The sequence below is a fragment of the Devosia sp. BK genome, from assembly GCF_032907385.1.
GTDB lineage: Bacteria > Pseudomonadota > Alphaproteobacteria > Rhizobiales > Devosiaceae > Devosia.
On the sequence record NZ_JAIMBX010000001.1, the window covers coordinates 71,818 to 97,413 of the forward strand.

Below are 25,596 nucleotides of genomic sequence, written 5' to 3' on the forward strand. Positions count from 1 at the left end.
ATGGACAATCTCATTGAAATTCGCGATCTCCGCGTCACCTTTGCCGGGGCGATCGATGTGGTCAACGGGCTCGATCTCGATATCGCGGCGGGCAAGACGCTGTGCCTTGTGGGCGAAAGTGGTTGCGGCAAATCGGTGACGGCCAAGGCTATCCTGCAGGTGATCGATCATCCCGGGCGCGTGTCTGGCGGGTCGATCAACCTGCGGCAGCCCGATGGCTCGGTGCTCGATATCGCCAAGACCAAGCCGACAAGCCCGGTAATGCGGCATGTGCGAGGCGGCGATATCGCCATGATTCACCAGGAGCCGATGAGCTTCCTGTCCCCGCTCTATACGATCGGCAACCAGATCAGCGAAGCGCTGATGCTGCACCGTAAGGTTGGCGAGAAGGCCGCGCGAGCCGAGGGCATTCGCATGCTCGAAGAGGTCGGCATGCCGGATCCTGCGCGGCGCTATGACAGCTATACGTTCCAGCTTTCGGGCGGTCAGCGGCAGAGGGCGATGATCGCCATGGCGTTGATCAACAAGCCGCGGCTGCTCATTGCCGACGAGCCGACAACGGCGCTCGATGTGACGACGCAGGCCAATATTCTCGACCTTTTGGCGCGGTTGCAGCGCGACACGGGCATGGGCGTATTGTTCATCACCCACGATCTTGGCGTCGTTGCGGAGATCGCCGACGAAGTGGCGGTCATGTATCTGGGCAAGATCGTCGAGCGTGGGCCAGTGCGCGAGGTGCTGGAGCATCCCAAGCATCCTTATACGCGTGGGCTGCTTGCTTCGATGCCGCGGCTCGACGGGGATTTCAAGGCGCCGCTGCAGGCTATTCGCGGCATGGTGCCGCCGCCGGCATTGCGGCCCGCGGGCTGTCCGTTTCATCCGCGCTGCGATTGGGCGCGGGCCGATATGTGTGGGCATGTCCAGGTGCTCGAAACCGAGCTCGGGCACGATCATATGGTCGCCTGCCATGCCTATGGGCCCCAGGCGCACAAGTTCGATCGCGTGGATCGGCCTGTGGCGGCAGCGGCGGCTGCTGCCGCGCTGAAAGTGCGTGAGGAGAGTGCAACGCCACTTCTCAGCGTGCGCGATATCAAGAAACATTTTCCCATCCGTTCGGGTTTTTTCCAGCGCCAGACCGGGGCGGTGCGGGCGGTTGACGCGGTTTCGCTCGATATTTTTCCCGGTGAGACGCTGGGGCTCGTCGGCGAGAGCGGCTGCGGGAAATCGACTTTGGGACAGACCATTGTCGGGCTGCATCGGGCTGATAGCGGCGCCATGCACTTTTCCGATGGCAGCGAACCTGCGGTCGATCTACTGACGGCCCGCGGCGCCGAAGCGAGACGGCTGCGCACTGATATACGGATGATTTTTCAGGACCCGACGGGCTCGCTCAATCCGCGTATGCGGGTGCGCAATATCATCGGTGAAGTGCTACAGGTCGAGGGCGATCTCAGCGAAAGCGAGATCGAAGCCAAGGTGCAGGCGCTGCTCGCCAAGGTTGGGCTAAGCCCCGATTATGCGCAGCGCTACCCGCATGCATTTTCGGGCGGCCAGCGGCAGCGCATCGCCATTGCCAGGGCGCTAGCGTCGGACCCGCGTCTGGTGATTGCCGATGAAGCGGTATCGGCGCTCGATGTGTCGGTGCAGACCCAGATCATCAATATGATGAAGGCGTTGCAGGCCGAGATGGGGCTGACCTATCTCTTTGTCAGCCACGATCTCGGCGTCATCGCCAATATCAGCGATCGGGTGGCGGTGATGTATGCCGGGCGGATCGTCGAACTGGGATCGACCGAAGAGATTTTTCGCAATCCGCAGCACCCCTATACCGAGGCTCTTCTGGCGGCCATTCCGGGGCGCGGGGAGGCGGCTGGCGGGCGCATACGCCTTGGTGGGCATGTGCCGGATGTGGCGGGGCGGATCGAGGGCTGCGCTTTTGCCGATCGCTGCCCCTATGCGCTCGAGGCCTGTCGGCAGGTCCGGCCCGAACTCAAGGGATCGCCGGGGCATCTTGACGCCTGCATCCGTTCCGATGAACTGCATCTGCGGCCGGTCGCGTCCAATGAGGCGCTGGTGCCGGCGTAAGCGAGGAGAGTGTTTATGGTTTTGCGTCTTGGCGTGATCGGCGCCGGTCTCAAGGCGGCCGATTATGCGCGTGGCTGGGCGGCCATGCCTGAGGTGCAGATCGTCGCGGCGGCGGAAGTGAGCACGGGCTCACTCGAGCGCTTTGCTGGCGTTTGCGAAGCGGCCGGCGCGGCGCGGCCCGAGGGCTTTGCCGACGCCGATGCAATGCTGGCGGCAATGCAGGGCAAAATGGACGCGGTCTATGTGTCTACCCCGCACGTCTTCCATGGCGCCAATGCGCTGGCGGTGGTCGAGGCGGGCTATGACCTGCTGCTCGAAAAGCCGATGGTGACGACGCAGGACGAGGCGCTCAAGCTGGCTGAGGCGGAAAAGCGCACGGGACGGACCGTCGTCATTGCCTTCCAGGGCGGGTTGTCCCCGCTGATCCACGACACGCGCGACCGGGCACGGCGCGGCGAATTCGGGGAACTGGTCAGCGTCAATGCCTCGATCTGGGAGGGCTGGAAGGACAATTATGCCGGGCAGTGGAAGCAGGACCCGGCGATCTCGGGCGGCGGCTTCATGTTCGACACCGGCGCGCATATGATGAATACGGTCTGCGTGCTGGCCGATAGCGAATTCGTCCGGCTTTCGGCCTTTGCAAACAATCGCGGACTGCGCGTCGATCTGGCAACGGCCGTGGCAGCGCGGTTGGCAAATGGCGCGCTCGTGACCTTCAATGCGGCTGGTGAAGGCCCGCCGGGCTGCGCCTCAGCGATCACGTTCTTCTATTCTAAAGCTATCGTGCGGGTTGATGCCTGGGGCAAGTGGCGCGAGATCGCCGATATACGCGAGGAAGGCGAGGTGCGGGACACGCCGATCCAGACATTCATGGCAGTGCGCGAGGGGCGGCTCGACAATCCCTCGACGGTAGCCAATGGCCTGCGTTTCGCCAAGCTCTGGGATGCCATCAAGGCATCGGCGGCGCAGGACGGCACCGCGGTCGACGTCTAGGATCGCTTTGTGCTGCACATTTGTGCAGCACGTTCTCGCCTATTTCGGTCATCGATCTTCTGGCTCACAAAACGCAAAAGTGCGGACAGCATTGCACACGCGTGCAAAGTTCTGTTGCGTCGCCCCCCGCCCTGTGTCCATGATCGTTGTTCGGCGGCTTTGCGGTAAAGAGGAGGCCTGATGTACTTCATTATCGTTCATCTCGTGGCAGCCATCGTGCTCCTCCTTTGGGCCGTGCGCATGGTTCGGACCGCAGTGGAGCGTGCTTACTCGGCACAGCTTAAACGTACGCTTGCCCATGCCGAGCGCAGCGCCTTTTCCGCGGCGACGGTCGGCGTCGGCATGGCCGTCGCGCTCCAGAGTTCGACGGCAGTGGCAGCGCTGGCATCGAGTTTTGCTTCGGGGGGTCTACTCGCCGGGAGCACGGGGCTGGCGCTGATGCTGGGCGCCTATTTTGGGTCGGCGCTGGTGGCCTCAGTGCTCTCCTTCGACCTGACTCTGCTGACCGCGCCTTTGATCATTGTGGGCGGTGCGCTGTTCCTGCGCGCCAATGAGCGGCAGATGAAGCAGTTGGGCCGCATGATCCTCGGCATTGCCTTTGTGCTCCTGTCGCTCGAAATGGTATCTGAGGCGACCGCGCCATGGCGTGAGAGCGACGTGTTGCTGATGGGGATCGACTATCTGCGGGGGGACCCTTGGACCGGCTTCATCATCGCGGCGCTCGTGACCTGGTTTTCCTATTCTTCAGTGGCGAGCGTGCTCGTTATCATCACCTTTGGCGCTTCAGGCGTCATCCCGTTCGAGGTGGCCGCGGCACTGGTTCTCGGCGCCAATCTCGGCGGCACGCTGATAGCGCTCGGGATGACGCGCGGCGCCGACGTGCGGGCGCGCCGGATTGCGATTGGCGCGCTGTTGTTTCGGGGTGGCGCTGCGGTCCTGGCGCTGGCCATCATCGAAATCTTCCAGGTGCATTCGATGGGCCTGCCGGGGGATGTTGGGCTGCAGGCGAGTCTCTTTCATAGCGGCTTCAATCTCCTCGTCATGATCCTCGGCCTGCCGATGGTGGGACCGGCATCAAGACTTCTCGACCGTTTTGTGCAAGCAGGGGCGAGTGAAGAGTCAACAGATCTCGCGCGCCTGCGCCGACCCGCGTTGACGGCATCAAGCCACGGCAATGTCGATGCCGATCTTGCGAGCGCCACCCGCGAACTCTTGCGCATGAGCGAACTGGTCGAGGTGATGCTGCAGCCCACTATGGAAATCCTCAAGGGGGGCGATAAGGCCGCGATCCGCCGGGTCAAGGCGCTGGAGCCGGAGGTCGATCGCGCCAATGCCGAGATCAAGCTTTTTCTCTCCCAACTCGACTGGGACAATATGGACGAGGGGCAGACGAGCCGCGCGTCAGATCTCAGTACCTTTGCCATCAGCCTTGAACAGGCCGGCGACATCATTTCGCGCCAGCTTCTGCGGGTGGCCGACCAGCTCAACGACCGCCACCTGACCTTTTCGGCGCAGGGCTGGGAGGAACTGCTGGACCTCCACACACGCGTGCTGGGCAATCTCCAATTGGCGCTCAACGTGCTGGTTTCCGAAGATATTGAATCTGCACGCCACCTTGTTGCGGAAAAGGACGAAGTGGGCATTCTGGAACGCAACAGTGTCAGTCGGCATTTTGCGCGGTTGCGGACCGGCGATCCCAACAGTTTTGAAACCAGCGAACTGCACCTGCAAACACTACGCTCGCTGCGGCACATCAACTCGCTGCTATGTAGCGTTGCTTACTCGATCCTGAGCGAGCAGGGCGAGTTGCTGGGTTCCAAGCTTGCCAGCCGCTCAGCACGCTAAACGCGCCTCTCTGGATTCAGCTGATCATCCGGGCATTCGCGATGAACGCGCGTAACAACTCTTGCGTCGTTTTAGCTCGAGCGGTTCTCCCTATGGCCCACCACTTCAGCATCAAGACAAAATGCGGCCCATTATGGCCATCGGATTTGTCGTCGCGTGGCCGTAAACTCAGCACATTTGGCTTCTAGCCCTACTTGTGGTGGACGTTCATTTCCGGCCGCTTCATCGCGCTTCGACCAGCGCAAACTCAGACGTTTCAATCGTGAGGGTTCTGCCATGTTCAGGATTTTGCCCACTCTATCCATTTTCGCGCTCATCTCGGCCAGCGCGGTGCAGGCGCAACAGTTTGTGGCTGCGGGGAGCACGTTGAGTGTGGGCGATGAGGCCGCTGTGCCTTTCCTTCTGCCCAATGGTCCTGAAGTTCCGATCACGTTGACCGTCACCGATATCGAAGCTGGCAATATCGCCGATCTTTCCAATTTCGATGTTCCGGCTGAGCTTAATGAAGCAACGCCCTATTACGTACGCTTCAGCTATACCAATGAAGGCGACGATGACCTTGGCGGGTATCAGGTTGCAGGCTTTGTGGGCCTGGACGCGGATAGGTCCGAACTTATGCCCTCAACGACCATGGGCGGTAGCGAACCATTCACCGCCTGTCTAAACCCCGCTCCATCGACATTGACGAAAGGCGCAAGTCACGAGGGTTGTGTTCTCTTCCTGGTTCCCAAGGACAGTGAACTGGTCTCGGTCGGGTATCGCGGTAATTACCGTTATGAGGAAGGCGAGGAGACCGAAGCCAACTTCCCGATCTATTACAATCCGGTGCTCTGGAGCTCAAAGGATGCTCCTAGCAAAAGCAAGGGCACTGTCGTTACGCCTGCAAACTAGCAATCGACGTGGAGAGCCAGCATTTGGCAGCCGCAAGCTCTGCTCATTTTGCGCTTTTGAACGTCAAACATATTTTTGCGTTTAAAAGCGGCGGCAAGAAGGTCCACCCGTCCGCCTTGAAAGGTTAGACCGCACCTAACTGAACATCTCCGAGTCCGACGCGCTCCTGATCACAGCGTAACCCATGTCCCGAAGGTCGCTCATTGCGTGGAGAGCGTTACGGGGTGCGCGCTGGCCAATGTCTATGTCTCCGACCGATCGCCACTTGTATTCGCACTGGACTTCAGGAATCTCGTTGAACCTTGCTGGATCAACCAGCAAGACCCAAAGCAACCCCTCTAACTCTAGGCGGTAGGCACGGACCTTCATGGAATGGATGCTCGCTACATCTTCGAAACCGTGCGCTAATATCCAGCCTTTTTGGCTGCCGCCATCACTTAGATTAAGCGAACTGAGTGCCCCTCAGCGTCATGGAACGGCGGAAGACTAAGGACATTGATCGTCGCTACGTTGGAGTAGCATCCCCGACCTATCTAGACCCCTGCGATCCCTCTTTGGCGCAGGGGTTCTTTTTTGGGCCAGCCTTACGCCCACTTGATGATGAGGCGGAAGGGTCTAGCTCAATCGGATAGATTGGAAACTTGGCCAGAAAGCCTACCGTTCTTCCCATAAAGGGAGAGCGAGCATGAGGACATTCTTTCCAAGCAATGTCGGCGCCGTTTTGGGCGCGGCAGCGGTGTTTAAGCATTCGCTTAGCCGTGCAAACACCACGCACCATGGCGACATTTACGACACTTAGGAAGTTAGGGTGGTAATTCACGCCCCATGACGCTACTGCGGCTTATCGTACCGCGGGTTTTCCGTCATGCCCTCGCCTTGGACTCCGCTGTTTCCGCCACCCGCAACCTTATCAAGTGCGCTGTCCGGAAGTTCATCAGACGGTTTTTTGACGACTGAACGTGGATGCTTGTTCTGCTTGGTCATGCGAGGCTTCTTGAACGAGAGCCTCTTTATCATTCAAACGAAAAGTCTGCGTGTTCCCGTAAGGTCAAAGTGTCCCAATCTCCGGCTTTAGTGTCTCAAAGCCCAGACAGTTGGGGGGGAGGGTTCAGGCGAGCACTGGAAGTATTGGTTCGATACACGCCTGCAACAGAGCGCCGGTGGCAGAATTTTCTGTCGCGTCCATGTGCGTGTCATCCAGGGCCCAATCGTCTCGCAATTGAACCATTCTGGAAACGGTCGATCTAGAAGCAGGCCTGGCAATGTCGAACTTGGGAATTGTGGTCACTACGCTGATGAGGCCGTTGTTCTCCGCCATGCGGGTCAGGTCGGTGCTGCTCCACGCCCATGTGGGAGATTTCACCGCAGCGGTCGTCAACAGTAGCGTGGCAAGATGCAGCTTAGGCAATACGAGTACCGAAGTCGGCGATGGTTGTTTCCGGGAATGACCCTATTCGGACATCGGACAGTTTGGCTATTAATCTTGAAAGCGGCCGTATCGGCAAACATCTGGCAGATCGCACGCCAGCGGCTGGCACCTGAAGCGCCATGCCGCTGGCTTACTTAATAAGGCAGAAGGGTCAATCTACTTGCTACCGATCAACAACCGGATCGAAGCCGCCCATGATTGAACGGGAGGCGTCCCAGATTGAGGGGGCGGGGGCTATCCGAGGATCTTTCATAAGAATAGTCCAAGCGGCGTCCCGTATTTGCCGTGACGGCCACTCGATAAAGGAGAAGCCGATGGTTTCGTCGGCTTTGGTGGCGACGGCTCGTTGAAAGTCGGTGGTCTTACCTGGAGGGACATCATCGCCCAAAGTGTCGACGACGCGTAAGGCGCCTTGTTCAATAAGCAGGGGTGCCTGGGCCCGGGCCGCGGCAAGATACGCTTCCTTGTTGGCGATCGGGATCGGGGAGATCATGCCATCAATGTATCCCGGCTTGGCCCCGGCTCCGGTGTCATTGATCACTTCGAAACCGCCATAGATCATGCGCGTGGCGTCGAACGGCATTTCAGACATGGTCTGCACGTCAGGATCGTTCATCATGTCCTCACCGGCCTTCATCCGGGTGGCACGATCTGGATACTCGACCCATGAAAAGAGTGGCACTTCGCCCGCTTGCAGCTTGGTAGCACGATAGAAGTCGGTTTGCTGTCCGTACGGCACATCATCTGCCCAACCCTCTACCAAACGTGTAGCGCCTAACTTCTTGAACAAGTCAGCCCCGGCGCGGGCATGAACGATGTATTGTTCTTTGTTGGCGGCGGGAGCGGCCAGCACGAAGCCATCAATGTAGGACATCAAAATTACCCTTTATCCAGTTGCGTCTTCCTATTGAACGAATGGGAAATCCCGCTTTCGACATCTGTAAGTAGTTTTTATTCCAATCGCCTGGGTCAGAATCCGACCCCATCTCGGCCGTTCAGAGCTCGAAGCGATACCGCCGAAAGCAGACTCCTTTCGTCTCCGGCTCCCATTTTATGCGGTCATCGCGCCATCGATTGTTTACGGCAGCCCCATTGATGAAACCTGCATCTGGTCCAGCAAGATACGCAACAAGGGACGCCAGTTTCGCGACGTCAGCAAGCCTTCCGGCAGGCACCTGCGCGATCAGTAGGTCTTCCATGTCGAATGCCTCGTCCGTTTTGGTTGGTCCCGGCTGGATAGCGTTGACGGTAATGCCTTCCGGCGCGAACTCCCGAGACAAAGCGTGCGTCATCGCTGTCAGAGCCGACTTCCACATGCCATAGATAGCTGAACCGGGCACAGGTGCGCTTACCGCGCCATTGCTCGAGATGTTTATGATGCGACCGCCGGCGCGCATATGCCGAGCCGCTTCCTGCATCGCAAAATTGCCAGACCGGTTTTCGCCATTGTTCTGGCAATCGTCACATGCCTCGCGGGCGTCGTCGGTATTTATTCGCTGCCGATCTCTCAATATCCCGAAATCGCGCCGACCACGATCAGCATCCGCGCTACCTGGTGTGCTGATGGCCATTTGACCTGCGGCCATGCTCTCGAATGAGACTTTAGCACATGCGACAGTGCGATCGGAAATCGATTCAGCCGCGCCAATAAAGGATCTAGGTCGGCGGCACAGTGATTTCCCCTAGGATTGCAGGATCAAGGTCGCCACTGCCAGGGCTACGACAATCCCCATGAGCCAAACATGGAAATGTACCTTGCGCTCTTGCTTTGATCCAAATTTGGCGAGCCCGTTGAGCCTGTGAGCGCGTATACCTTGCTCTAATTTCTCAGCCTCGTAGAGGCTGATACAGGTTGGAGTGAAGTCGGATTGCATGTGCCACACGAGAGCCCGCAGATTTGCAGGCGCCCCGACCGGTATGAGCTGGCTGCCAAGGACCAGCTTAGCCGCAGCCACCGGGGAGGATGCACCGACGAGCACACTTTCTGCCTCGGGTTCTCTACAGCTAGGAAGCACACGCTGCACGCCGTAGAGCTTCTTTTCCACCCTCATCAGACTGGTTTTGCCTGCTGCTCGGGCGCGCGCGCTTGCGACGTGCCAAGCACGAGCGCGCCGAGCAAGGCCGAGATTAGAGATCCCAAGAGAACGCCGAGTTTGACCTCGTCCTGCAGCAGCGTTGAGTCAGGGAAGGCAAGCAAGCCAATAAAGAGGCTCATGGTGAAGCCAATGCCGCAAAGAAGGGACACGCCATAGACCTGCCGCCATGTTGCATACATCGGCAATTCGGCCCAGCCCGCACGAATAACGAGTGCCGCCGCCGCGAAAACGCCGACCTGCTTGCCGATGACGAGACCAGCTGCGACACCCAGCGGCACCGGATCTGCGAGCTGGCCGATCGACATGCCCGCAAAAGACACCCCGGCATTGGCAAAGCCGAATATCGGCAGGATCAGGAAGGTCACCCAAGGCTGCAGGCTGTGCTCGAGCTTGTGAAGTGGGGAATCCATGTCGTCGGGACGCGTGGGACTGGGGCGCAGCGGGATCGTCAGCGCGAGAACGACGCCAGCAAGCGTAGCGTGAACGCCCGATTGCAGGACGAAGAACCAGAGCACCGCGCCGATCAGCAAATAGGGCCACAGCACACGCACCCCAATCCGGTTCATGGCAACGAGCGCAACGATGAGACCGCCGGCAAGACCAAGGTTCATCATATCAATTGAGGTCGTATAGAAGAGCGCAATGATGATGACGGCGCCAAGGTCATCGATGATGGCGAGAGCGGTCAGGAAAACTTTTAGCGTTGTGGGCACGCGCGATCCCAAAAGCGATAGTACGCCAAGCGCGAATGCAATGTCCGTCGCTGCCGGGATGGCCCAGCCGTTGGGGTGACCTGTTGGTCCCATATTGAACGCCAGATAAATCAGCGCAGGCCCGACCATACCGCCTATGGCAGCAGAGCCGGGCAGAACGCGCCTCGGCCATGTCGAAAGCTGCCCATCAATGACCTCCCGCTTGATCTCGAGACCGACCAACAGAAAGAACAGCGCCATCAACCCGTCATTGATCCAATGGTGCACCGAGAGGCCGCCGACATAGGCGTGAAGCCCATCGAAGTAAGCGGCGGCAAGCGGCGAATTGGCGACCAGGATGGCGAGCGCCGCGGCAACCATGAGAATGATACCGCCCGAAGAGGCGTTGTCGAGAAAGGCGCGAAGAAGAGAAACGGGACGCGTGGGCGCAGCAGACATTGTCGCCAGCTCCTTGAGACACGGATGTTCGGAAAAGTGGTTTAGATCGGACGCGACAAAGCGCGTGGCTGCTTACAGGCGGCCCTGGGACAAACCGTACTCAAAAAAGGGATAAACTGGCTGCGATCAGCCAAGCACAAACGGCCATGGGTCTCTTTCGAGATTGTGTTCCGCTGGCGGCCCGACCAGCGCAATCCTGCCCGACGAGGGCACCCAAGCATGGTCTAGCGACCTGTGTCGGAAATTTCAAGCAATGTTGGGGATGCGGTCAGCGTGCCAGATCGCTTTCTGCACCAATGTCGGCTTATGATGGATGTGAATATAAAACTGCCTGTCAGCAAACCACCCCTGTGGCGCGTATCGAAAAGCGCCCCCGAAGTCGCTGTTTCGAAGCCTATCTCCGGGTGGTATTGGAGCCGATTTCTGGGGGCCTAAGCTTCTTCTGACCGTTCATAGAGCAGGACGATGACGGGCGTGAAGTCTTCCGATGGTCTCCAAACCTTGGCACGTAAACGTTCAGGCGTACCGAATAGTGTCAAAGCTTACCCAAGGCCACTTCAGCCGCATGCTTGGCGCTCATTGCCTCGACATGTATGCAGGCTGAGACTTCCACTCCACTGAGGTCAATACGCTGGACACTGAAATAGTCCATCCCGTTTAGTTTCCCGCTCATCGTGCCTCCGCCTTCACAGCAACGTCTGCATTCTCGAGACGAGGAGATGACGATAGTAGCAGTGCCGCTTCAAATGCAGATGAAGCGATGGAACCGACCACCTGAGCTGCTGCCGGATTCCGAGTGCATGAGGATGCGGGATATGACCAGGCGCTGGCCATCCTAAAAGAAGCCGCCGATAGCATTCAACTGCTCTTCACCGACGTGCAAATGCCGCCTGGCGAAATGAACAGCTTTCCCTTGGCACAGTATTGCGCCAACCAATGGCCGCATTTCAATACTCTCATCGCATCCGGCATGTGAAGCCACAGAAGGACGATCTCCCAGATGGCGCTGTGTTCGTTCGCAAACCTTTCAGCGCCGAGGTGGTCTGCGAACGACTGCAACAAATCTTATCTGATGCTACCAAGCCAGAGCCGTTGAGACATCGGTTTGGTTAGCCGAAATTTTCTACCGGTGCACGCATCGTGAAGACTATACCTGGGGTCCGGTAGTCGATCGTTGCCTCGCCTCTGATCGTTGACGCGAGCGCACGTTCGATCATTCGCGAACCAAATCCTGAACGCTTTGGCGATTGAACCTCCGGTCCGCCGCTCTCTGTCCAAGTGAAAACAAGTTCATGGCTCGTCTGCGCCCACTCGATGCGGACTCGACCGTTATCGTTCGATAGAGCACCATATTTTACGGCATTCGTGGCAAGCTCGTGCAGTGCCATCGTCAGAGCACCGCTCGCGTTTTGCCCAATCTCGATATCCGGTCCGAAGAAATGAATCCGACCCGATTGATTGAATGGCTCGATCGCGCGTGTGACGGTGTCGCGTATACCGGCAATGTCCCACCGTTTCCCTGTGAGAATATCTTGAGATCGGCCGAGCGCATTGATGCGCTCGATGACTGTCGTGCGGATATCCTCGATGTTTCCGTCAGACCGCAGCGATTGGCTGACAACGGACTGCACCGTTGCCAGAATATTTTTGATCCGATGTCCCATCTCCTGGGTCATCAGAGTGCGATATTCTTCCGCCTCTTTTGCTTCGGTGATGTCGATCGATACGCCGCTCATGAGCATGGGATTGCCATCTGAATCATAGCGGGTCTGTGCACGGATCTCGATCCAATGTTGTGAACCGTCCGGCCAGATCGATCGGTATTCGACGTGAAGGTCGCCGTTGGTGTCCAACGCCTGCTGAACCGTTTCGCCCCAACGCTCGACGTCGTCAGGATGAATGGATGCCGCTAGGTCCTCATAGGTAAACGTATCGGCAGCCGACCGACCGAAGTTTGCTTTGCAGATAGGGCTGGCGACAAGCCGTTGCTGTGGCAGCTCGAGTGTCCACGTGCCCAAACCGCCGGCCTTCAGCGTGAACTGAAGGCGATCCTCGCTTGCCGTCAGGTCAGCGATCCGCTGCTCCATATTGGCTTCGATCTCGTCTCGGACTGGGGAAATGCCCGCTGTTCGCTCGCGGGTCACGTCGAGCTGAGAGGCAAAGAAATAGGTGAGTTCGCCTTCGTCGAAGACCGGCGAAACCAGTAGCCTATTCCAAAAGAGGGTGCCGGCTTTACGATAGTTCAAGAGGTCAATTTCGATCGGCGTCAAGTCAGCGACAGCCTGGCGTACCTTTGCCACGTCGTCGAGGCTCGTACCTGGACCCTGCAGAAAGCGGCAATTGCGACCGAGTGTTTCCTCACGGCTGTAGCCGGTGAGACGTGCAAACGCTTCATTCACGAAAACTATCGGGTTATCGGGCTGCCGAGGATCGGTGATCAGCATCGGCATGCGGGTGGCACGCATCGCTGCAGCGAATGGATCAGACCCGCTTTTCGACCGATGGATTTCGCGGTCGATACGGGCTTCTTCTTGCTGGCTCATTCGCCTCTTGTCTGCACGTTCGCGTTAGGTTTCCATTCGGAAAATACTGCGGTACCGCGTCCTGTCCAGTATGCCACGCGAAGACAATTTTCTTTCCACATGTCGAAGTTAAACGACGTCGAACTCGAATCACAGCGTTTGGTTGAGGCCAACACTCCAGAACGAGCCGTTGAGCTAGCCTTGGGGGCTAGTCTCATCCGCTGTGGACCGAGCAAGAACTTGCAGGCGCGTGTGTATTAGGAAATCCCCGGCAGGCCTAAAAACATGGTCGGATGTACGCTGAGTAGCGGACGCCGTACACGCGCTGACTTTACAGTTCTAACTGACCAGGATCGAACGTCACCGTCGCGGCGCAAATGACATGATGTTTTGCATCGCAAACGGCTACTTCCACGACGTGTGGACAAGTGGTTGTCGCCGCATCCATGGAAAGTGCGGTCGCTGTTCTGACGGCCTCGTCATGCGCCTTTTGAGCGGATGGCAACTCATGGCCATCCGGGTCTACGACTGTCTTTTCATTTTCCGTGATGTCGAAAAAGAACCGCGGCATTGCGAAACCTCCGGCCACAATACGGGCAAGGTCCACAAGCCGTTCCATCACAACCCGCACCGCATTTAGCTTGGAGCGTGCTTCGCAGGACAGGAACTTTAGTTCAGGTCCTCGGACGTGAGAGTCGCTTGACTAAACGCTATCGCTGAGCAACCGCTTCTCTCTCCGATCTCAAACCTCGCGCTGGCAATCCAATGTTAACTTGGAACGAATGTGATTTATCCAGTTCGTATTCCTGCAGCACCAATTCTCGTCGAGATGTTAGTGCGCGTGGCCATCGTCGAAGTCCGCCTCGCCACGGCGCCAATAGCCGGCGGCTTTGATGAGGTCGGGGTCATGGCCCTGGTCCACGAAGTGCTCGCGCAGTGCCGTTGAAGTACTCGCTTCGCCGGCAATGAAGATGTAGCCGCGGCCGGGCAGCAAGGCCATCTCTTTTGCTGCGTTGATCAAAGACGCTCCCTTGGAGCGGTCGACCCAGGTGATGGACAAATCTGCCGTCGTGTCGAACGTCTGGCATTCTCCAGCGTCCGCCACTTCGACGAGCGCGTTTACTGTCGTTCCTGCCGGCAGTTCCTCGATGCGGCGGCCGATCGCGGGCAGGGCGGTTTCGTCCCCGATCAGCACATAGAAATCCAGATCGCTGCGCACCACAAAGGAGCCACGCGGTCCCCCGATGCCGATTCTGTCGCCCGGCTTTGCATGTGCCGCCCATTCTGCCGCCACCCCGCCCTCATGGAGGACGAAATCGATGACCAGCTCGCGCTTTTGCTTGTCGAAGTTGCGCGGGGTGTAATCCCGCCCTTCCGGCCTGGGTGCACCGGCCAGCCATTCGACACCATTTGGGCCCAGGACCGGCAGAGCGGGGTCGCCGCCCTCGGGGTTTATGAAAATCTTGACGTGGTCGTCATAGGAGAGCGAGGGAAACTCGGCAAAGCTCGGATCGGTGAACGTGATCCGGGCCATGTGCGGGGTAATTCGCTCGGCGCGCACTACTTCGGCAAGGCGGAATTTCAGCTCGTGGCGCACACGCTCGGCAACGGGACGGTCCATGAAAGGCTCCTATTCGTAATAAATGCCGATGCGTCGGCCCTCGACGAGCTCAACCCGCACGGGCGTCTCGTAAATCGAGCTCAGTACATCGCTCGTGATGATGCTCTCGGGCGCACCCTCATGCGCCAGCTTGCCGTTTTTCATGCAGACGATGTGATCGGCATAGACCGAGGCGAAATTGATGTCGTGTAGGACGATGACGACGGTTTTTTCGAGCTCGCGGGCGGCCCGGCGCAGTTGTTTCATCATGCCCACGGCATGGCGTAGGTCGAGATTGTTGAGCGGCTCGTCGAGCAGCACATAGTCTGTGTCCTGGCAGAGGACCATGGCGACAAAGGCGCGCTGACGCTGTCCGCCGGAGAGTTCATCGAGAAAACGGTCGCTCAGCTCGGTCAGGCTGAGGTAACCGAGCGCCTTTTCGATGTGAACCTTATCCTCGGGCGTCAGGCGGCCCTTGCTATAGGGATAGCGGCCGAAGCTGACGAGGTCGCGCACGGTGAGGCGCGCGGTCAAGTGATTGTCCTGCCGCAGGATGGAGAGCCGCTGCGCAAGGACGTTGCTCGGGGTCTTGGTGACATCGAGCCCATCGACGCTGACGGTTCCCTTGTCCATGCTCATGAGCCGACTGACCATGGAAAGGAACGTCGACTTGCCGGCGCCATTCGGCCCGATAATGGCAGTGATCCCGCCTTTGGGCAGGGTGACGGTGACGCCATCGACGACGCAGGTCTCGCCATAGGCTTTGGTCACATTCTGGGCTTCAATCAACGCGCGGCCCTCCGCAGAACAAGAAAGATGAACACCACGCCGCCGAAAAACTCGATGATGATCGAGAGCGCAGTATCGAAGGCAAAGACGCGTTCGAGAATGGTCTGCCCGCCGACAAGGCAGGTGATGGCGAGAAAGACGGCGGCCGGCAGGATATAGCGGTGTCGGCTATTGCCGGTGAGGCTATGCGCCAGGGTCGCAACGAGGAGGCCGAAGAAGGTGATAGGTCCCACAAGTGCTGTCGAGATCGCCACCAGAACTGAGATCAGCATCAAAATGAGAACGACGGTACGCTTGTATTCGACGCCGAGATTGATGGCATGAGCCCGGCCGAGCGCCAGAACGTCGAACGTGTGTCCGAGACGCCAGGCAATCAAGCTGACGAGGGCGACAATCGCGGTTGCGACGGCGAGAAGCGTTGTGTCGACCGTCGCAAAGCTTGCGAAAAAAGAGTCCTGCAGCACCTGAAAGGCATTGGGGTCGAGCATGCGCTGCATGAACTGGCTGAGGCTGCGAAAGAGAATGCCGAAGACGATGCCGACCAGAACCAGCAAGGTCAGGCTGCGCTCCTCTCCCAAAAACAGCCAGCGGAACAAGAGGCCGGAAAAGACAACCATCAAGACCACTTGCACCCCGAACTGCATTTGGGGATCGATGCTCGTGAGTGCGCCCGCGCCGAGAAAAAATACTGTGGCCGTCGTCACGAGGAGATAGAGCGCATCAAAACCCATGATTGATGGGGTCAGGATGCGATTGTTGGTGACGGTCTGGAACAGCACTGTCGACACCGAAACCGAATAGGCGACAAGACAAAGAGCGAGGAGCTTCCGCCCCCGGAAGGGCAGGATAAAACTCCAGCTGCCCTTGGCGCCGAGCGTCATGAAGCAGAGGATCGAAATCAGCGCCAAAGCGCCGAGCACCAGCAGGACAAGCGTCGGCCGCGAAAGCTTGCCGACCGCGTGAAGCCGAGGCAGTGGGACGAGGGCGGTGGCGGGCTCAGGCATGACGGCGTGTCCTCAAGAGCAGGTAGAGGAACACGGCGCTGCCGATGACACCGACCACAACGCTGATCGGGATTTCATAGGGGTAGCGGATCACCCGGCCCAGAATATCACAGGCCAAGACAAAGGCAGCGCCGGTTATCGCTACCCAGGGCACGGTGCGCCGCATGTTGTCGCCGACCATCAAGCTGACGAGATTAGGCACGATCAGTCCGAGAAACGGTATGGAGCCGGCCGTCACCAGGACGGCTGCGCTGACCAGCGATACGATGATGAGGCCGAGAACCATGACCCGCTGATAATTCAGCCCGAGATTGGTGGTGAAATCCCGGCCCATGCCCGCCACCGTGAAGCGATCGGCCGCGACGTAGGCGAGAACGGCACAGCCGAGCCCGACCCAGAGCAGCTCGTAGCGGCCGCGCAGGACACCCGAGAAATCGCCCATGTTCCAGGCAAGCAGGGAGGGCAGCAGCTCGAAGCGATAGGCGATGAAGCTTGTCACCGCGCCGATAATCCCGCCCAGCATAATGCCGACAAGCGGCACCAGCATCACCTCACGCAGTGGCACGGCCCTGAGGATGCGCAAGAACAGCGCCGTTCCCGCAAGGGCAAAACCCGCCGAGATCAGCATCTTGCCCATCAACGGCCAGCCGGGAACGAGGAGCGTGGCAAGCAGAAAGCCGAGGCTTGCGGACTCGCTGGTTCCTGCCGTCGAGGGTTCGACAAAACGATTGCGCACGATCATCTGCATCACGAGACCCGCGACGGCCATGGCGCTTCCGGAAAGGATGATGGCGAGCGTGCGCGGCAGGCGGCTGATCAGCAGCACCTGCATGGGCCGATCTTCCGGGCTGGTCGAAAACAGTGCGCCCAGGGAAACATCGCTCACGCCGACAAAAAGACTGATCAGCGCAAGGGCGAGAGTGGCGACAATGGCGAGAAAGAGGAGACGCAGGGGAGGGGCCTTCAAAGAGTGGTCTCCGCCCAAATAACTTGGGCGGAGAAGTCTCGTCCGGTCAGGCCTTGAGGCCGGCCAGCACCTGGTCAAGCAACAGCATCACGCCGGTATAGCCGTGCATGGTGATATAAGCGGCCTGGGGGTCGAGATATACGATGTTCCCTGCCTGCGCCGCCTTGGTCTGATTGACCAGTTCGTTGTCGAGAAGCGCTGCGGCAGCGCCGTTCGATTCTCCGGTGCCTGCATCGCGATCGACGACGAACAGCCAGTCGGGATTGGTTTCGAGAATATATTCGAACGACACGCCATCCCCACCATGGTCACCATCCTTGACCTCGGCAATTGCGGTTGGAATGCCGACCTGGTTGTGGATCCAGGCTACGCGGCTATCGGGGCCGTAGACGCCGACCTTGCCGGCATTGGTCACGAGAACCAGCGCATTCCCCTTGCCTTCGGCCGCCGCCTTGACCTCGGCCACCTTGGCATCGAGGGCGGCATTGAGTTCGCTTGCCTTGTCCTCGCGTCCAAAGATCGTGCCGAGCTTGGTGAGGTTCCCCTTGATCCCGCCGATGATGTCGGAATTGTCCGACAGCGACATGTCGATCGTGGGCAGAATATCCTTGGCCGTTGGATAGGCCTGCGCCGAGCGGGCACTGACGAAATAGACATCGGCTTCCGATGCCGCGATGCCTTCGAAATCCGGCTCAAACAGCGATCCGATCTGGATGGCATCGGCAGGAACAGCATCGGCAAGATAGTGGGGCACGTTCGAAGACGGGACGCCCGCCACATTCACACCAAGGGCAGCCAAATTATCGAACGTCGCCCAATCCTGAACCAACACCTTTTCCGGAACGCCAGTGAGAACCGTTTCGCCCTGTGCATGGGTCACTGCGATATCCTGAGCGTGGGATGATATGGCGGTAATACCCAGCGCAAAAGCAACGGCGAGTGCTGTCAGTAGTGGCGATTTCATCAGCAAGGCTCCCTGTGGTGACAGGGCGGTCATAGATATTATGACTCATACAGTCAAGTTACAGGCGGTGTTTGATCCCTTGAATTTGGAAGGCTTGTCTAGGCGTTTGCCCATCCGCGTGACACATTCCGCGTAACTTTCTTGGAGGATATTATTGTGTCGGATCACCACACCCTCAACGACGGGACCACTCTGCCAAAGGTCGGCTTGGGCACTTACAGCCTTTGGGGCCATGCTGGCGTTGAAGCGATGGTTGCGGCCCTTGAAGGGGGCTACCGGCTCCTCGATTCCGCTGTGAATTACGAGAACGAAGGCGCCGTTGGAAAAGCCATCAGAAGTTCGGGTGTCCCGCGCGGAGACATTCGCGTTGCCTCCAAACTTCCAGGCCGCCACCATAAGAAAAGCGCGGTGGTTCGCACCATCGAAGAGTCCGTCCTCAGGACCGGCCTCGATTATCTCGATCTCTATCTAATTCACTGGCCTAACCCGAACCAGGGCCTTTATCTCGAAGCGTGGGAAGGCATGATCGAGGCACGCGAGAAGGGCCTTGTGCGCTCCATTGGGGTATCGAACTTCTTACCTGAATATCTCGATGTGTTGATCGATAAGACCGGCGTGACGCCGAGCGTCAATCAGGTCGAACTTCACCCTTACTTCAACCAGAAAGAACAGCGCGAGGCTGACCGGCGGCGCGGCGTACTCACCCAGGCCTGGACTCCGATCGGCAAGAACACCGCACTGCTCGAGGAGCAGACCATCGTCGCCATTGCCCGAGAGCTCCAAAAGACTCCGGCGCAGGTGGTCCTGCGCTGGCATGTGCAGCTTGGTGTGCTGCCGATCCCGAAATCGGCGACGTCCTCCCGCCAGGTCGAAAATCTTACGATTGAGGATTTCAGGCTCAACGAGACGCAAATGTCAGCGATCTCAGCCCTGAACCGCGCCGATGGCCGCATCTTCGATGCCGACCCATCTACACATGAAGAGTTTTAGGGCAGGACGAGGCAGCGGTATCAATCGGACGCGGAGCTGCGTCCGCTTATCCCAGTCTCGCATCAGAACCTGCCAGTCCCGCTACCCACCCTGATCTGCCGGATATTTCCGGTCTGTTGAAGGCGGGACGGAAACGCGGAATCGATGGACGGAACTTAGGGTCGATAAGTTTCAGCGATCGAGGTCGAACTGCTACGACAGAGGCAGCAACCTCAGCTCAACAGATAACTCCCACGTCAAAGACTCCAAGAACAACCGATAAACCTAAGCCGCAAAAATCTGATGAGCTGTCCGATGCTTTGCTGGACAAGGTCGCCGTCGGCGGCCAATCGGGCAATCAAACCGGAGAAGTGATTGCGCAGAGGGATGAGAAACACCAGGAGTGAGCAGCATTGCTTGATAGGTCAGGTGTCTATCTCGCCGGGATCAAAGCTCACATTGGTCGTGCAGATCAAGTGATGCGACGCGTCGGACACTGCGACCTTCACTGCATGCGCCTTAGTCGTGCAGGCGGTATCCATCGATAGTTCCGAGGTTGTTCTGACTGCCTCCTCATGCGCCTTCTGAACTGACGGCAATTCGTGGCCATCTGGATCGACTACTGTTTTGTCATCTTCCGAGATGTCGAAAAAGAACCGCGGCATGGCGAACCTCCGGCTCCAATACGGTTGAAGGTCAGAAGCCGTTCCACCACAAGCGGTTAGGACTAATCAACGGCTGGCAACCAAGGTGGCCCCAAGACATGGACCGGGCATACAAACGCGTAGCATGCCCGACTTATGTAGATCCCTGAGACCTTCTCGGCGAAAGGCTTGCTTTTTAGCAACCGAGTTTTAGTCGGTGGCGTTTGCTCGAGAACAGGAGGATTTCCCATGCAGTATCGTAAGCTCGGCAACAGTGGTGCAGTCGTCTCGGCTTATTGCCTTGGCACAATGACCTTTGGGGCAGAATCGGACGAGGCGACCTCAATCCGGCTGATGGACCAGTATGTGGAGGCGGGCGGCAATTTTCTGGACACGGCCAATGTCTATAGCGCCGGCGTATCCGAAGAGATCGTCGGACGCTGGCTCAAGACCAAGAAGCTTCGCGATCTGGTCGTCACCACCAAAGGTCGTTTTCCAATGGGTGATGGCCCAAACCACCTTGGCTTGTCGCGAAAGAATCTAAACGAGGCGCTCGACGCTTCTTTAAAAAGACTTCAAGTCGAGCACATCGACCTTTATCAGGTCCACGCCTTTGACGCATTGACGCCACTCGATGAAACGTTGCGTTTCCTCGACGACGCAATCGTAGCAGGCAAGATCGGCTATTACGGGCTCTCCAATTTCCTTGGCTGGCAGCTTACGAAAGCAGTCTGGATCGCTAAGGGGCAGGGCTATCAGCCTCCTGTAACTCTGCAGCCGCAGTATAATCTTCTGGTACGCGACATTGAGCACGAGATCGTGCCGGCGGCTCATGATGCCAATATTGGCCTTCTGCCTTGGTCTCCGCTCGGCGGAGGATGGTTGAGTGGCAAATATAAGCGCGATCAAATGCCGACCGGCGCCACAAGGCTGGGCGAGAATCCAAAGCGCGGCATGGAAGCCTTCGACAAGCGGAACGGCAATGCCAAGACTTGGGACGTTATCGGTGCGGTGGAAGACATTTCTCATTCCCGCGGCGCCACGATGGCACAAGTCGCTTTGGCCTGGGTTGAGGCACAACCTGCTGTCACTTCCGTAATCATCGGCGCCAGAACAACCGAACAGCTCATAGACAATCTTGGTGCAGCGGACTTGTCGCTTAGCCAAGAAGAGGTGACCAAACTCAACGACGTCAGCAAACCAGAAATGTCAGATTATCCCTACGGCGAAGGCGGCATTGGTCAGCGCCATCGCAAGCTCGAAGGAGGGCGATGAAGAACGGCTAAAGCATCGCGCCATAGGTGTGGCTGATTGTGGATATCGCGGTGACGAATTCGCTCATGGCGGGTCATCCGGCGACTCCAGGACAAGAGAACGGGATGGGTTCCGTCAGCGCGATATCTATGTGCCGGATCTGCACATCGACACGTTGAAGGTCAGTTGCCGACATTTCACTGACCGGCACAAGTGGCTGAGCCTCCGTGATTGGCGCGATTAGCCACCCGGTCCTTTTACTCATCACCATTCTCATAAAGGGGCAGCAGCTCATCCTCGAAAAGGCCACCGATCGCTTCGAACGGTTGGCCTGCCGCTTGAAAGTCGCTCAGCTTCAGGTTTGGGAAGACAAAGTATTTGCCAGCGACCTTCTCCTGTGTCGCGCCGAAAATAACCCTTTTGATCCCTGCGAAGCGCATGGCCGAAAGGCACATCTCGCAGGGTTGCAGTGTTGAAATCATCACGCAGGAGGAAAGGTCGGTCGTGCCCATGGATTTGGCGGCTTCTGTAAGCGCGACCATTTCGGCATGCTTTGTTGGATCTGACTGCAGGCGAACCTCATTCTCGCCCTGGCCGACGACCTTACCGTTCAGCACGATCGCTGCTGCGATACCTGCTTTGCCACTTTCTGCTCTTGCTTGGAGTGCCCGATCGACCGCCTGTCGCATCGAGACATTCTCAGCCTCCGAAACCGCTGGCTTGGAGGTGGGCGTGTCCGACGGGGAGGTATCGGCTTGAACTAGGTTGGCAGAAGGCTTTGGATCAGATCCGAAAGGCATGTAAGGCTCCGAAGGTGTCGTAGCGAAATCCCCGAACCTCGTTCGAGTTGCTCACCACAAGCAGTCCTTCCATCCGAGAACTAAAAACACCCGTTTGGGAGTGAGCCGCTAGCGCCTCTTCAAACGGCATCCATCACCCGCAAAATGAGATGCGACGTGTTGGAACAGTGGACGATGGGATGCGGAAGAGTTGAGCTTAGCCATGAGTTTGACGACATTGCTGCTTTTCGCGAGGCGCTAGCTATATGGCCGACCTGGAGAGTTCAACTACATTGTCAGTCCGAAATAGGAGCTTTGCATCTCTCGCCCCTCACATTGAACTTTCGATTTCAGTCCGCATTGAACTTCACGTTCAACAATTCTATCGAAGTAAAATGCGTCGAACACATCCCCGGCTCGCGCTCGCGTTGCGGGCCACCAAGATCAAGAAGTTTGTTACGAAGCTGAGAAGAAGAACGTAAGCAAAGAGGCGGTCAAAAAAGCATTCTAAGACGCTGGAAATAGCCGGAGCAAGGTCGAGGAAGTTGGATCGCAAGCATTGATCTATTCGCTAGCTCGCCTTTAACAACCACATTTAGTCGGCTAATTATTGATGCAGATCTTCAAGCTGCTTGAGGACGCACGCCCGGCGGACAGCGCCGGACTCAACTGCCAGCGCATCCGAGGGGCTCAAGAATTATTCTTCGAGCGAATCTTCGACATCGGTTTGCGGCCGGTCGCCACCACTGGCGAGTTCTTCATGCCACTGGCCTTGGTTGTCTTGATATTGAATGGCTTCGCTTTCACCTGCTAGCTGCTGGCGTTGCGCTGCTGAAACAGCAGCCTCATGGGCTGCCTGATGGGTGGGGAAGGTTTCCGAATAGACGTCTCCCACTTTGTAGGCAAAGCCACCATCGTGCTCAACTACATCGTACGTCACATGTGCCATGCTCTAACTCCTTTGTGTCGACCTAAAAACTTTCATCGTCCCCCGGAGGTTGCTGGGACGCGGAGCGAAAGTTTTTGTACTGGACCGCTCGATCACTGCACTAGAGCTTCCTGACCATGATGCACTTCCACGTCGTTGCGCGACGGAAAGTTCAGCGCGTGTTTCCTTAGGCGCTTAATCGCGTAACGCAGAACGTTCTACCGGCATGCATTCAGAGGAAGGTCTCAACAAGTCACAGCAAGAAGGCAACCAGTGATGCAGTCAAATTCTCCCGGAACCTTCGACATGTGTGGTGTGCGTGGTCCCGCTGGTTTCAAGCAGAGTGCGCCCTGACTCGCTTATTTCCGTGCCACCCTCGCGTTGCACCAGCAGCGCCAGCGAGAGCAGTTTGGCAAGATGAGCTGTATCTACATCCGAAGGAGGCTTTTCAGATTTGAACATTGTCAAGGTTCTAAGCTCTTCGGGTGTCACGTCATAGTCAGTCATAAAAGGCTCCATCGGTCGGCGGTCTGTCTGGACGGTTAGCCCGAGGCTCAGTTTTTGGTCAGCGGCCGGATGTTCAAGTAACGCTGCAGGATACTCGACAAAAAGCCCCCTCTGCCGCGCTCCAAAAATCTGTTCTCGTACCACTCATGAAAAGCTGCCGTGCTTCGTCGTATGTGAAATGGCTTCGTCCCCTCAGGGCCATAATCTAGGCCGCTAGATACTGCCCGGATGAAAATCATTCTGAGCGGTCAATGGGGGTCACGAATAACCTGTGATGATCTCACAGCAAAAGAAGCACCACGATTTCCTGGCATTTGCCGAAGTGATCATGGCTCGGGCAACACGCACACCCGCTGAACATTCAAGCCTCATATTGAGGAGGCATTTTCATGAAGTTCAGCACTGCCCTTGCGACATTGGCAATACTCGGCGTCACACCTGTTTTGGCTCAGCAGGGCGATGGTACCGATCTGTCCTATTCCGTCAGCATTTTCAAACCGAACAAGGTCCTGCCCACGAGCGACAAGCTGGCCCAGCTCAAAATTCCGGAAGGCTTTTCGGTCAAGCCTTTTGCAGCAGGTCTTGGCAATTCTCGCATCATCGCGGTCGCCGACGATGGCACTGTCTATGTCAGTCGGCGCGAAGAAGGTGACGTGCTGGTGCTGCGGGACGAGGATGGCGATGGGCGGGCCGATAAGGCGCCGGTGACCGTCGCCAATCGTCCGCAGACGCACGGCCTCGCCATTCACGATGGTAAGCTCTACATCGCGACGGCCAAGGAAATCTTCGCAGGCGAAATCCAGGAAGACGGGACGCTTGGTGAGCTCGAGCTGGTCGTCGGCGATTTGCCCGATGCCGGACAGCATCCTAACCGCGTGCTCGAGTTTGGGCCCGATGGCATGATCTATTATAGCGCCGGCTCGACCTGCAACGCCTGCAACGAGACAAATGCCGAAAATGCCACGATCCTCCGCATGGCGCCGGATGGCAAATCCCGTACCATTTTTGCGTCAGGCCTCCGCAATACAATCGGTTACGATTGGAATCCGACGACAGGCGAACTATGGGGCCTCGATCACGGCATCGACTTTCTCGGCGACGAGGTACAGCCCGAAGAACTGAACCTTCTCGAGCAGGGTAAGCAATATGGCTGGCCTCATGTGTTCGGTGAGGGCGATCTCTATCCGCAAAGCAATCCGCCCGGTGGCATAACCAAGGAACAGTGGCGCGAGCAAAGCACACCAATGATGATCGGCTATACGGCGCATGCCGCGCCGATGCAGATGAAATTCTATGACGGCGCGTCGTTCCCCGCCGAATACCAGGGCGATGCCTTCGCAACCATGCGCGGTTCTTGGAACCGGAACCCGGCTTCTGGCTACGAGATTGTCCGGATTGATTTCGAAGACGGCAAGCCGGCTTCGATCGAGCCTTTCGTCAGCGGCTTTTTGACCGATGACGGTACGACGCACATCGCGCGTCCCGTGGGTCTTGCCATTGCCAAGGATGGATCACTGCTGATGGCCGACGACGCCAATGGCGTGATTTATCGCATTGCTTATGAGGGCGATGAAGCGGCCGCCGAGGGCACTGACACGCCGCCGGCCAAGGTCATGGAAGAGCCGGCATCGCGCGGGGTCGGCGTGCCGCTCGCGCTCCAACGCGATGAAACTGCGGCCGAAGGCGTGCTCGATGTCATGTCGGGAACGATCGAAGCGGACGCCGCCATCCCCGAAAAACATAGCGATTATGCCGATGGTGTTTCTCCGGCGCTCTCCTGGACTGCTGTCGATGGTGCAGCATCCTACGCTATCATCATGGAAGATCCGGACGCCGAGCCGATCACTCCATTCGTCCATTGGCTGGCTTGGAATATTCCTGGCTCGCTGACCCAGTTGCCGGAAGGTCTGCAGGAGCAACCCCGCCTGATGGAGCCTGAAAGCGTTATGCAGGGCCGCAACAGTGCTGGGACAAATGGCTATTTTGGCCCCAAGCCGCCCGTCGGTGATCAGCCACACCACTACCATTTCCAAGTATTGGCGCTCGATAAGGTTCTCGAACTTCCCGCGACCGCCGATCGCGATGCGCTGCTCGATGCCATCGAGGGGCATGTGATCGGCAAGGGCGAGCTTGTCGGCACGTATCAGCAGACCATCGAGCCGCCCAAGCAGTAATTTTC

Annotated in this window: 24 protein-coding genes and 1 pseudogene; 10 read left to right on the forward strand and 15 right to left on the reverse strand. The window is 57.9% G+C overall.

All coding sequences use genetic code 11. The features are described from left to right. From DevBK_RS00295 to DevBK_RS00310, 4 genes are all read left to right on the forward strand, one after another. Entirely contained in the window at window positions 1-2,085 is a 2,085-nt protein-coding gene (locus tag DevBK_RS00295; RefSeq protein WP_317184026.1) for an ABC transporter ATP-binding protein, read from the forward strand. A 15-nt stretch (window positions 2,086-2,100) separates the two neighbouring features. Continuing rightward, a complete protein-coding gene (locus DevBK_RS00300) occupies window positions 2,101-3,078 on the forward strand; it encodes a Gfo/Idh/MocA family protein (protein ID WP_410494016.1) in 978 nt (325 codons plus the stop codon). A 180-nt stretch (window positions 3,079-3,258) separates the two neighbouring features. Beyond that, a complete protein-coding gene (locus DevBK_RS00305; RefSeq protein ID WP_317184028.1) occupies window positions 3,259-4,923 on the forward strand; it encodes a Na/Pi cotransporter family protein in 1,665 nt (554 codons plus the stop codon). A gap of 276 nt (window positions 4,924-5,199) precedes the next feature. Further along, on the forward strand, window positions 5,200-5,814 hold the full coding sequence (locus DevBK_RS00310; protein WP_317184029.1) for a hypothetical protein: 615 nt from the start codon (window positions 5,200-5,202) through the stop codon (window positions 5,812-5,814). 831 nt (window positions 5,815-6,645) lie between these two features. On the opposite strand, the gene DevBK_RS00315 is transcribed toward DevBK_RS00310, so the two are convergent. The 3 genes from DevBK_RS00315 to DevBK_RS00325 form a co-directional block, all read right to left on the reverse strand. Further along, window positions 6,646-6,798, reverse strand: a complete 153-nt coding sequence (locus DevBK_RS00315; RefSeq protein WP_156351751.1) for a hypothetical protein — start codon at window positions 6,796-6,798, stop codon at window positions 6,646-6,648. A gap of 608 nt (window positions 6,799-7,406) precedes the next feature. Then, window positions 7,407-8,117: a DUF1428 domain-containing protein gene (locus DevBK_RS00320; protein ID WP_317184030.1), complete on the reverse strand. Its 711-nt coding sequence runs from the start codon at window positions 8,115-8,117 to the stop codon at window positions 7,407-7,409. A 121-nt stretch (window positions 8,118-8,238) separates the two neighbouring features. Continuing rightward, complete coding sequence (locus DevBK_RS00325) at window positions 8,239-8,661, reverse strand: SDR family oxidoreductase (RefSeq protein WP_410494017.1); 423 nt, start codon at window positions 8,659-8,661, stop codon at window positions 8,239-8,241. Here DevBK_RS00325 and DevBK_RS20990 point away from each other — a divergent pair. Beyond that, the gene (locus DevBK_RS20990) at window positions 8,641-8,841 is read left to right on the forward strand and encodes an efflux RND transporter permease subunit (protein ID WP_410494018.1); all 201 of its coding nucleotides are present in this window, start codon (window positions 8,641-8,643) and stop codon (window positions 8,839-8,841) included. The two genes, DevBK_RS00325 and DevBK_RS20990, sit on opposite strands and share 21 nt — an antisense overlap. Before the next feature lie 452 nt (window positions 8,842-9,293). Here the strand turns inward: DevBK_RS20990 and nhaA are convergent, their stop codons facing one another. Further along, complete coding sequence (gene nhaA, locus DevBK_RS00330) at window positions 9,294-10,490, reverse strand: Na+/H+ antiporter NhaA (RefSeq protein ID WP_317184032.1); 1,197 nt, start codon at window positions 10,488-10,490, stop codon at window positions 9,294-9,296. A 796-nt stretch (window positions 10,491-11,286) separates the two neighbouring features. Here nhaA and DevBK_RS00335 point away from each other — a divergent pair. After that, window positions 11,287-11,466 (forward strand): hypothetical protein, encoded by a 180-nt coding sequence (locus DevBK_RS00335; RefSeq protein ID WP_317184033.1) that lies wholly within the window; start codon window positions 11,287-11,289, stop codon window positions 11,464-11,466. Between the two features lie 133 nt (window positions 11,467-11,599). On the opposite strand, the gene DevBK_RS00340 is transcribed toward DevBK_RS00335, so the two are convergent. From DevBK_RS00340 to DevBK_RS00370, 7 genes are all read right to left on the reverse strand, one after another. Continuing rightward, window positions 11,600-13,033, reverse strand: a complete 1,434-nt coding sequence (locus tag DevBK_RS00340; protein WP_317184034.1) for a PAS domain-containing protein — start codon at window positions 13,031-13,033, stop codon at window positions 11,600-11,602. A 310-nt stretch (window positions 13,034-13,343) separates the two neighbouring features. Beyond that, window positions 13,344-13,631 (reverse strand): DUF6894 family protein, encoded by a 288-nt coding sequence (locus DevBK_RS00345; protein WP_317184035.1) that lies wholly within the window; start codon window positions 13,629-13,631, stop codon window positions 13,344-13,346. 213 nt (window positions 13,632-13,844) lie between these two features. Beyond that, window positions 13,845-14,633, reverse strand: coding sequence for a siderophore-interacting protein (locus DevBK_RS00350; protein WP_317184036.1), 789 nt, complete (start codon window positions 14,631-14,633; stop codon window positions 13,845-13,847). Between the two features lie 9 nt (window positions 14,634-14,642). Further along, window positions 14,643-15,401, reverse strand: a complete 759-nt coding sequence (locus DevBK_RS00355; RefSeq protein WP_317184037.1) for an ABC transporter ATP-binding protein — start codon at window positions 15,399-15,401, stop codon at window positions 14,643-14,645. After that, window positions 15,398-16,405 (reverse strand): iron chelate uptake ABC transporter family permease subunit, encoded by a 1,008-nt coding sequence (locus DevBK_RS00360; protein WP_317184038.1) that lies wholly within the window; start codon window positions 16,403-16,405, stop codon window positions 15,398-15,400. The genes DevBK_RS00355 and DevBK_RS00360 overlap by 4 nt, the downstream gene beginning before the upstream one ends. After that, window positions 16,398-17,357, reverse strand: coding sequence for an ABC transporter permease (locus DevBK_RS00365; protein ID WP_317185566.1), 960 nt, complete (start codon window positions 17,355-17,357; stop codon window positions 16,398-16,400). Before DevBK_RS00365 ends, DevBK_RS00360 begins: the two co-directional genes overlap by 8 nt. Before the next feature lie 61 nt (window positions 17,358-17,418). After that, window positions 17,419-18,336: a siderophore ABC transporter substrate-binding protein gene (locus tag DevBK_RS00370; RefSeq protein ID WP_317184039.1), complete on the reverse strand. Its 918-nt coding sequence runs from the start codon at window positions 18,334-18,336 to the stop codon at window positions 17,419-17,421. 156 nt (window positions 18,337-18,492) lie between these two features. Here DevBK_RS00370 and DevBK_RS00375 point away from each other — a divergent pair, with 156 nt between their 5' ends. Beyond that, entirely contained in the window at window positions 18,493-19,326 is an 834-nt protein-coding gene (locus DevBK_RS00375; protein ID WP_317184040.1) for an aldo/keto reductase, read from the forward strand. 404 nt (window positions 19,327-19,730) lie between these two features. Here the strand turns inward: DevBK_RS00375 and DevBK_RS00380 are convergent, their stop codons facing one another. Then, the gene (locus tag DevBK_RS00380; RefSeq protein WP_317184041.1) at window positions 19,731-19,970 is read right to left on the reverse strand and encodes a DUF6894 family protein; all 240 of its coding nucleotides are present in this window, start codon (window positions 19,968-19,970) and stop codon (window positions 19,731-19,733) included. A 228-nt stretch (window positions 19,971-20,198) separates the two neighbouring features. Here DevBK_RS00380 and DevBK_RS00385 point away from each other — a divergent pair, with 228 nt between their 5' ends. Then, window positions 20,199-21,224 (forward strand): aldo/keto reductase, encoded by a 1,026-nt coding sequence (locus tag DevBK_RS00385; RefSeq protein ID WP_317184042.1) that lies wholly within the window; start codon window positions 20,199-20,201, stop codon window positions 21,222-21,224. A 236-nt stretch (window positions 21,225-21,460) separates the two neighbouring features. Here the strand turns inward: DevBK_RS00385 and DevBK_RS00390 are convergent, their stop codons facing one another. Beyond that, a complete protein-coding gene (locus DevBK_RS00390) occupies window positions 21,461-22,003 on the reverse strand; it encodes a nucleoside deaminase (RefSeq protein ID WP_317184043.1) in 543 nt (180 codons plus the stop codon). Window positions 22,004-22,403: 400 nt separating this feature from the next. On the opposite strand from DevBK_RS00390, the pseudogene DevBK_RS00395 reads away from it, so the two are divergent. Next, a pseudogene (locus DevBK_RS00395) lies at window positions 22,404-22,493 on the forward strand (DUF3606 domain-containing protein); the annotation flags it as partial. Between the two features lie 186 nt (window positions 22,494-22,679). Here DevBK_RS00395 and DevBK_RS00400 read toward each other — a convergent pair. Together DevBK_RS00400 and DevBK_RS00405 are read right to left on the reverse strand one after the other, a co-directional pair. Then, window positions 22,680-22,931, reverse strand: coding sequence for a DUF2188 domain-containing protein (locus tag DevBK_RS00400; protein ID WP_062629567.1), 252 nt, complete (start codon window positions 22,929-22,931; stop codon window positions 22,680-22,682). Window positions 22,932-23,192: 261 nt separating this feature from the next. Further along, a complete protein-coding gene (locus tag DevBK_RS00405; protein WP_317184044.1) occupies window positions 23,193-23,417 on the reverse strand; it encodes a hypothetical protein in 225 nt (74 codons plus the stop codon). Window positions 23,418-23,806: 389 nt separating this feature from the next. Here DevBK_RS00405 and DevBK_RS00410 point away from each other — a divergent pair, with 389 nt between their 5' ends. Beyond that, window positions 23,807-25,591: a YbhB/YbcL family Raf kinase inhibitor-like protein gene (locus DevBK_RS00410; RefSeq protein WP_317184045.1), complete on the forward strand. Its 1,785-nt coding sequence runs from the start codon at window positions 23,807-23,809 to the stop codon at window positions 25,589-25,591. Window positions 25,592-25,596 lie beyond the last annotated feature (5 nt).

Excerpts from the sequence above, each read along its gene's own strand:
- DevBK_RS00310 (WP_317184029.1), top strand. The coding sequence starts at position 5,200 with ATGTTCAGGATTTTGCCCACTCTATCCATTTTCGCGCTCATCTCGGCC.
- DevBK_RS00380 (WP_317184041.1), bottom strand. The coding sequence starts at position 19,970 with ATGCCGCGGTTCTTTTTCGACATCTCGGAAGATGACAAAACAGTAGTC.
- DevBK_RS00385 (WP_317184042.1), top strand. The coding sequence starts at position 20,199 with ATGCAGTATCGTAAGCTCGGCAACAGTGGTGCAGTCGTCTCGGCTTAT.
- DevBK_RS00340 (WP_317184034.1), bottom strand. The coding sequence starts at position 13,033 with ATGAGCCAGCAAGAAGAAGCCCGTATCGACCGCGAAATCCATCGGTCG.
- DevBK_RS00370 (WP_317184039.1), bottom strand. The coding sequence starts at position 18,336 with ATGAAATCGCCACTACTGACAGCACTCGCCGTTGCTTTTGCGCTGGGT.
- DevBK_RS00320 (WP_317184030.1), bottom strand. The coding sequence starts at position 8,117 with ATGTCCTACATTGATGGCTTCGTGCTGGCCGCTCCCGCCGCCAACAAA.
- DevBK_RS20990 (WP_410494018.1), top strand. The coding sequence starts at position 8,641 with ATGCCGAGCCGCTTCCTGCATCGCAAAATTGCCAGACCGGTTTTCGCC.
- DevBK_RS00295 (WP_317184026.1), top strand. The coding sequence starts at position 1 with ATGGACAATCTCATTGAAATTCGCGATCTCCGCGTCACCTTTGCCGGG.
- DevBK_RS00300 (WP_410494016.1), top strand. The coding sequence starts at position 2,101 with ATGGTTTTGCGTCTTGGCGTGATCGGCGCCGGTCTCAAGGCGGCCGAT.
- DevBK_RS00315 (WP_156351751.1), bottom strand. The coding sequence starts at position 6,798 with ATGACCAAGCAGAACAAGCATCCACGTTCAGTCGTCAAAAAACCGTCT.
- DevBK_RS00390 (WP_317184043.1), bottom strand. The coding sequence starts at position 22,003 with ATGCCTTTCGGATCTGATCCAAAGCCTTCTGCCAACCTAGTTCAAGCC.
- DevBK_RS00400 (WP_062629567.1), bottom strand. The coding sequence starts at position 22,931 with ATGGCACATGTGACGTACGATGTAGTTGAGCACGATGGTGGCTTTGCC.
- DevBK_RS00360 (WP_317184038.1), bottom strand. The coding sequence starts at position 16,405 with ATGCCTGAGCCCGCCACCGCCCTCGTCCCACTGCCTCGGCTTCACGCG.
- DevBK_RS00405 (WP_317184044.1), bottom strand. The coding sequence starts at position 23,417 with ATGACTGACTATGACGTGACACCCGAAGAGCTTAGAACCTTGACAATG.
- DevBK_RS00325 (WP_410494017.1), bottom strand. The coding sequence starts at position 8,661 with ATGCAGGAAGCGGCTCGGCATATGCGCGCCGGCGGTCGCATCATAAAC.
- nhaA (WP_317184032.1), bottom strand. The coding sequence starts at position 10,490 with ATGTCTGCTGCGCCCACGCGTCCCGTTTCTCTTCTTCGCGCCTTTCTC.
- DevBK_RS00305 (WP_317184028.1), top strand. The coding sequence starts at position 3,259 with ATGTACTTCATTATCGTTCATCTCGTGGCAGCCATCGTGCTCCTCCTT.
- DevBK_RS00345 (WP_317184035.1), bottom strand. The coding sequence starts at position 13,631 with ATGGAACGGCTTGTGGACCTTGCCCGTATTGTGGCCGGAGGTTTCGCA.
- DevBK_RS00350 (WP_317184036.1), bottom strand. The coding sequence starts at position 14,633 with ATGGACCGTCCCGTTGCCGAGCGTGTGCGCCACGAGCTGAAATTCCGC.
- DevBK_RS00410 (WP_317184045.1), top strand. The coding sequence starts at position 23,807 with ATGAAGTTCAGCACTGCCCTTGCGACATTGGCAATACTCGGCGTCACA.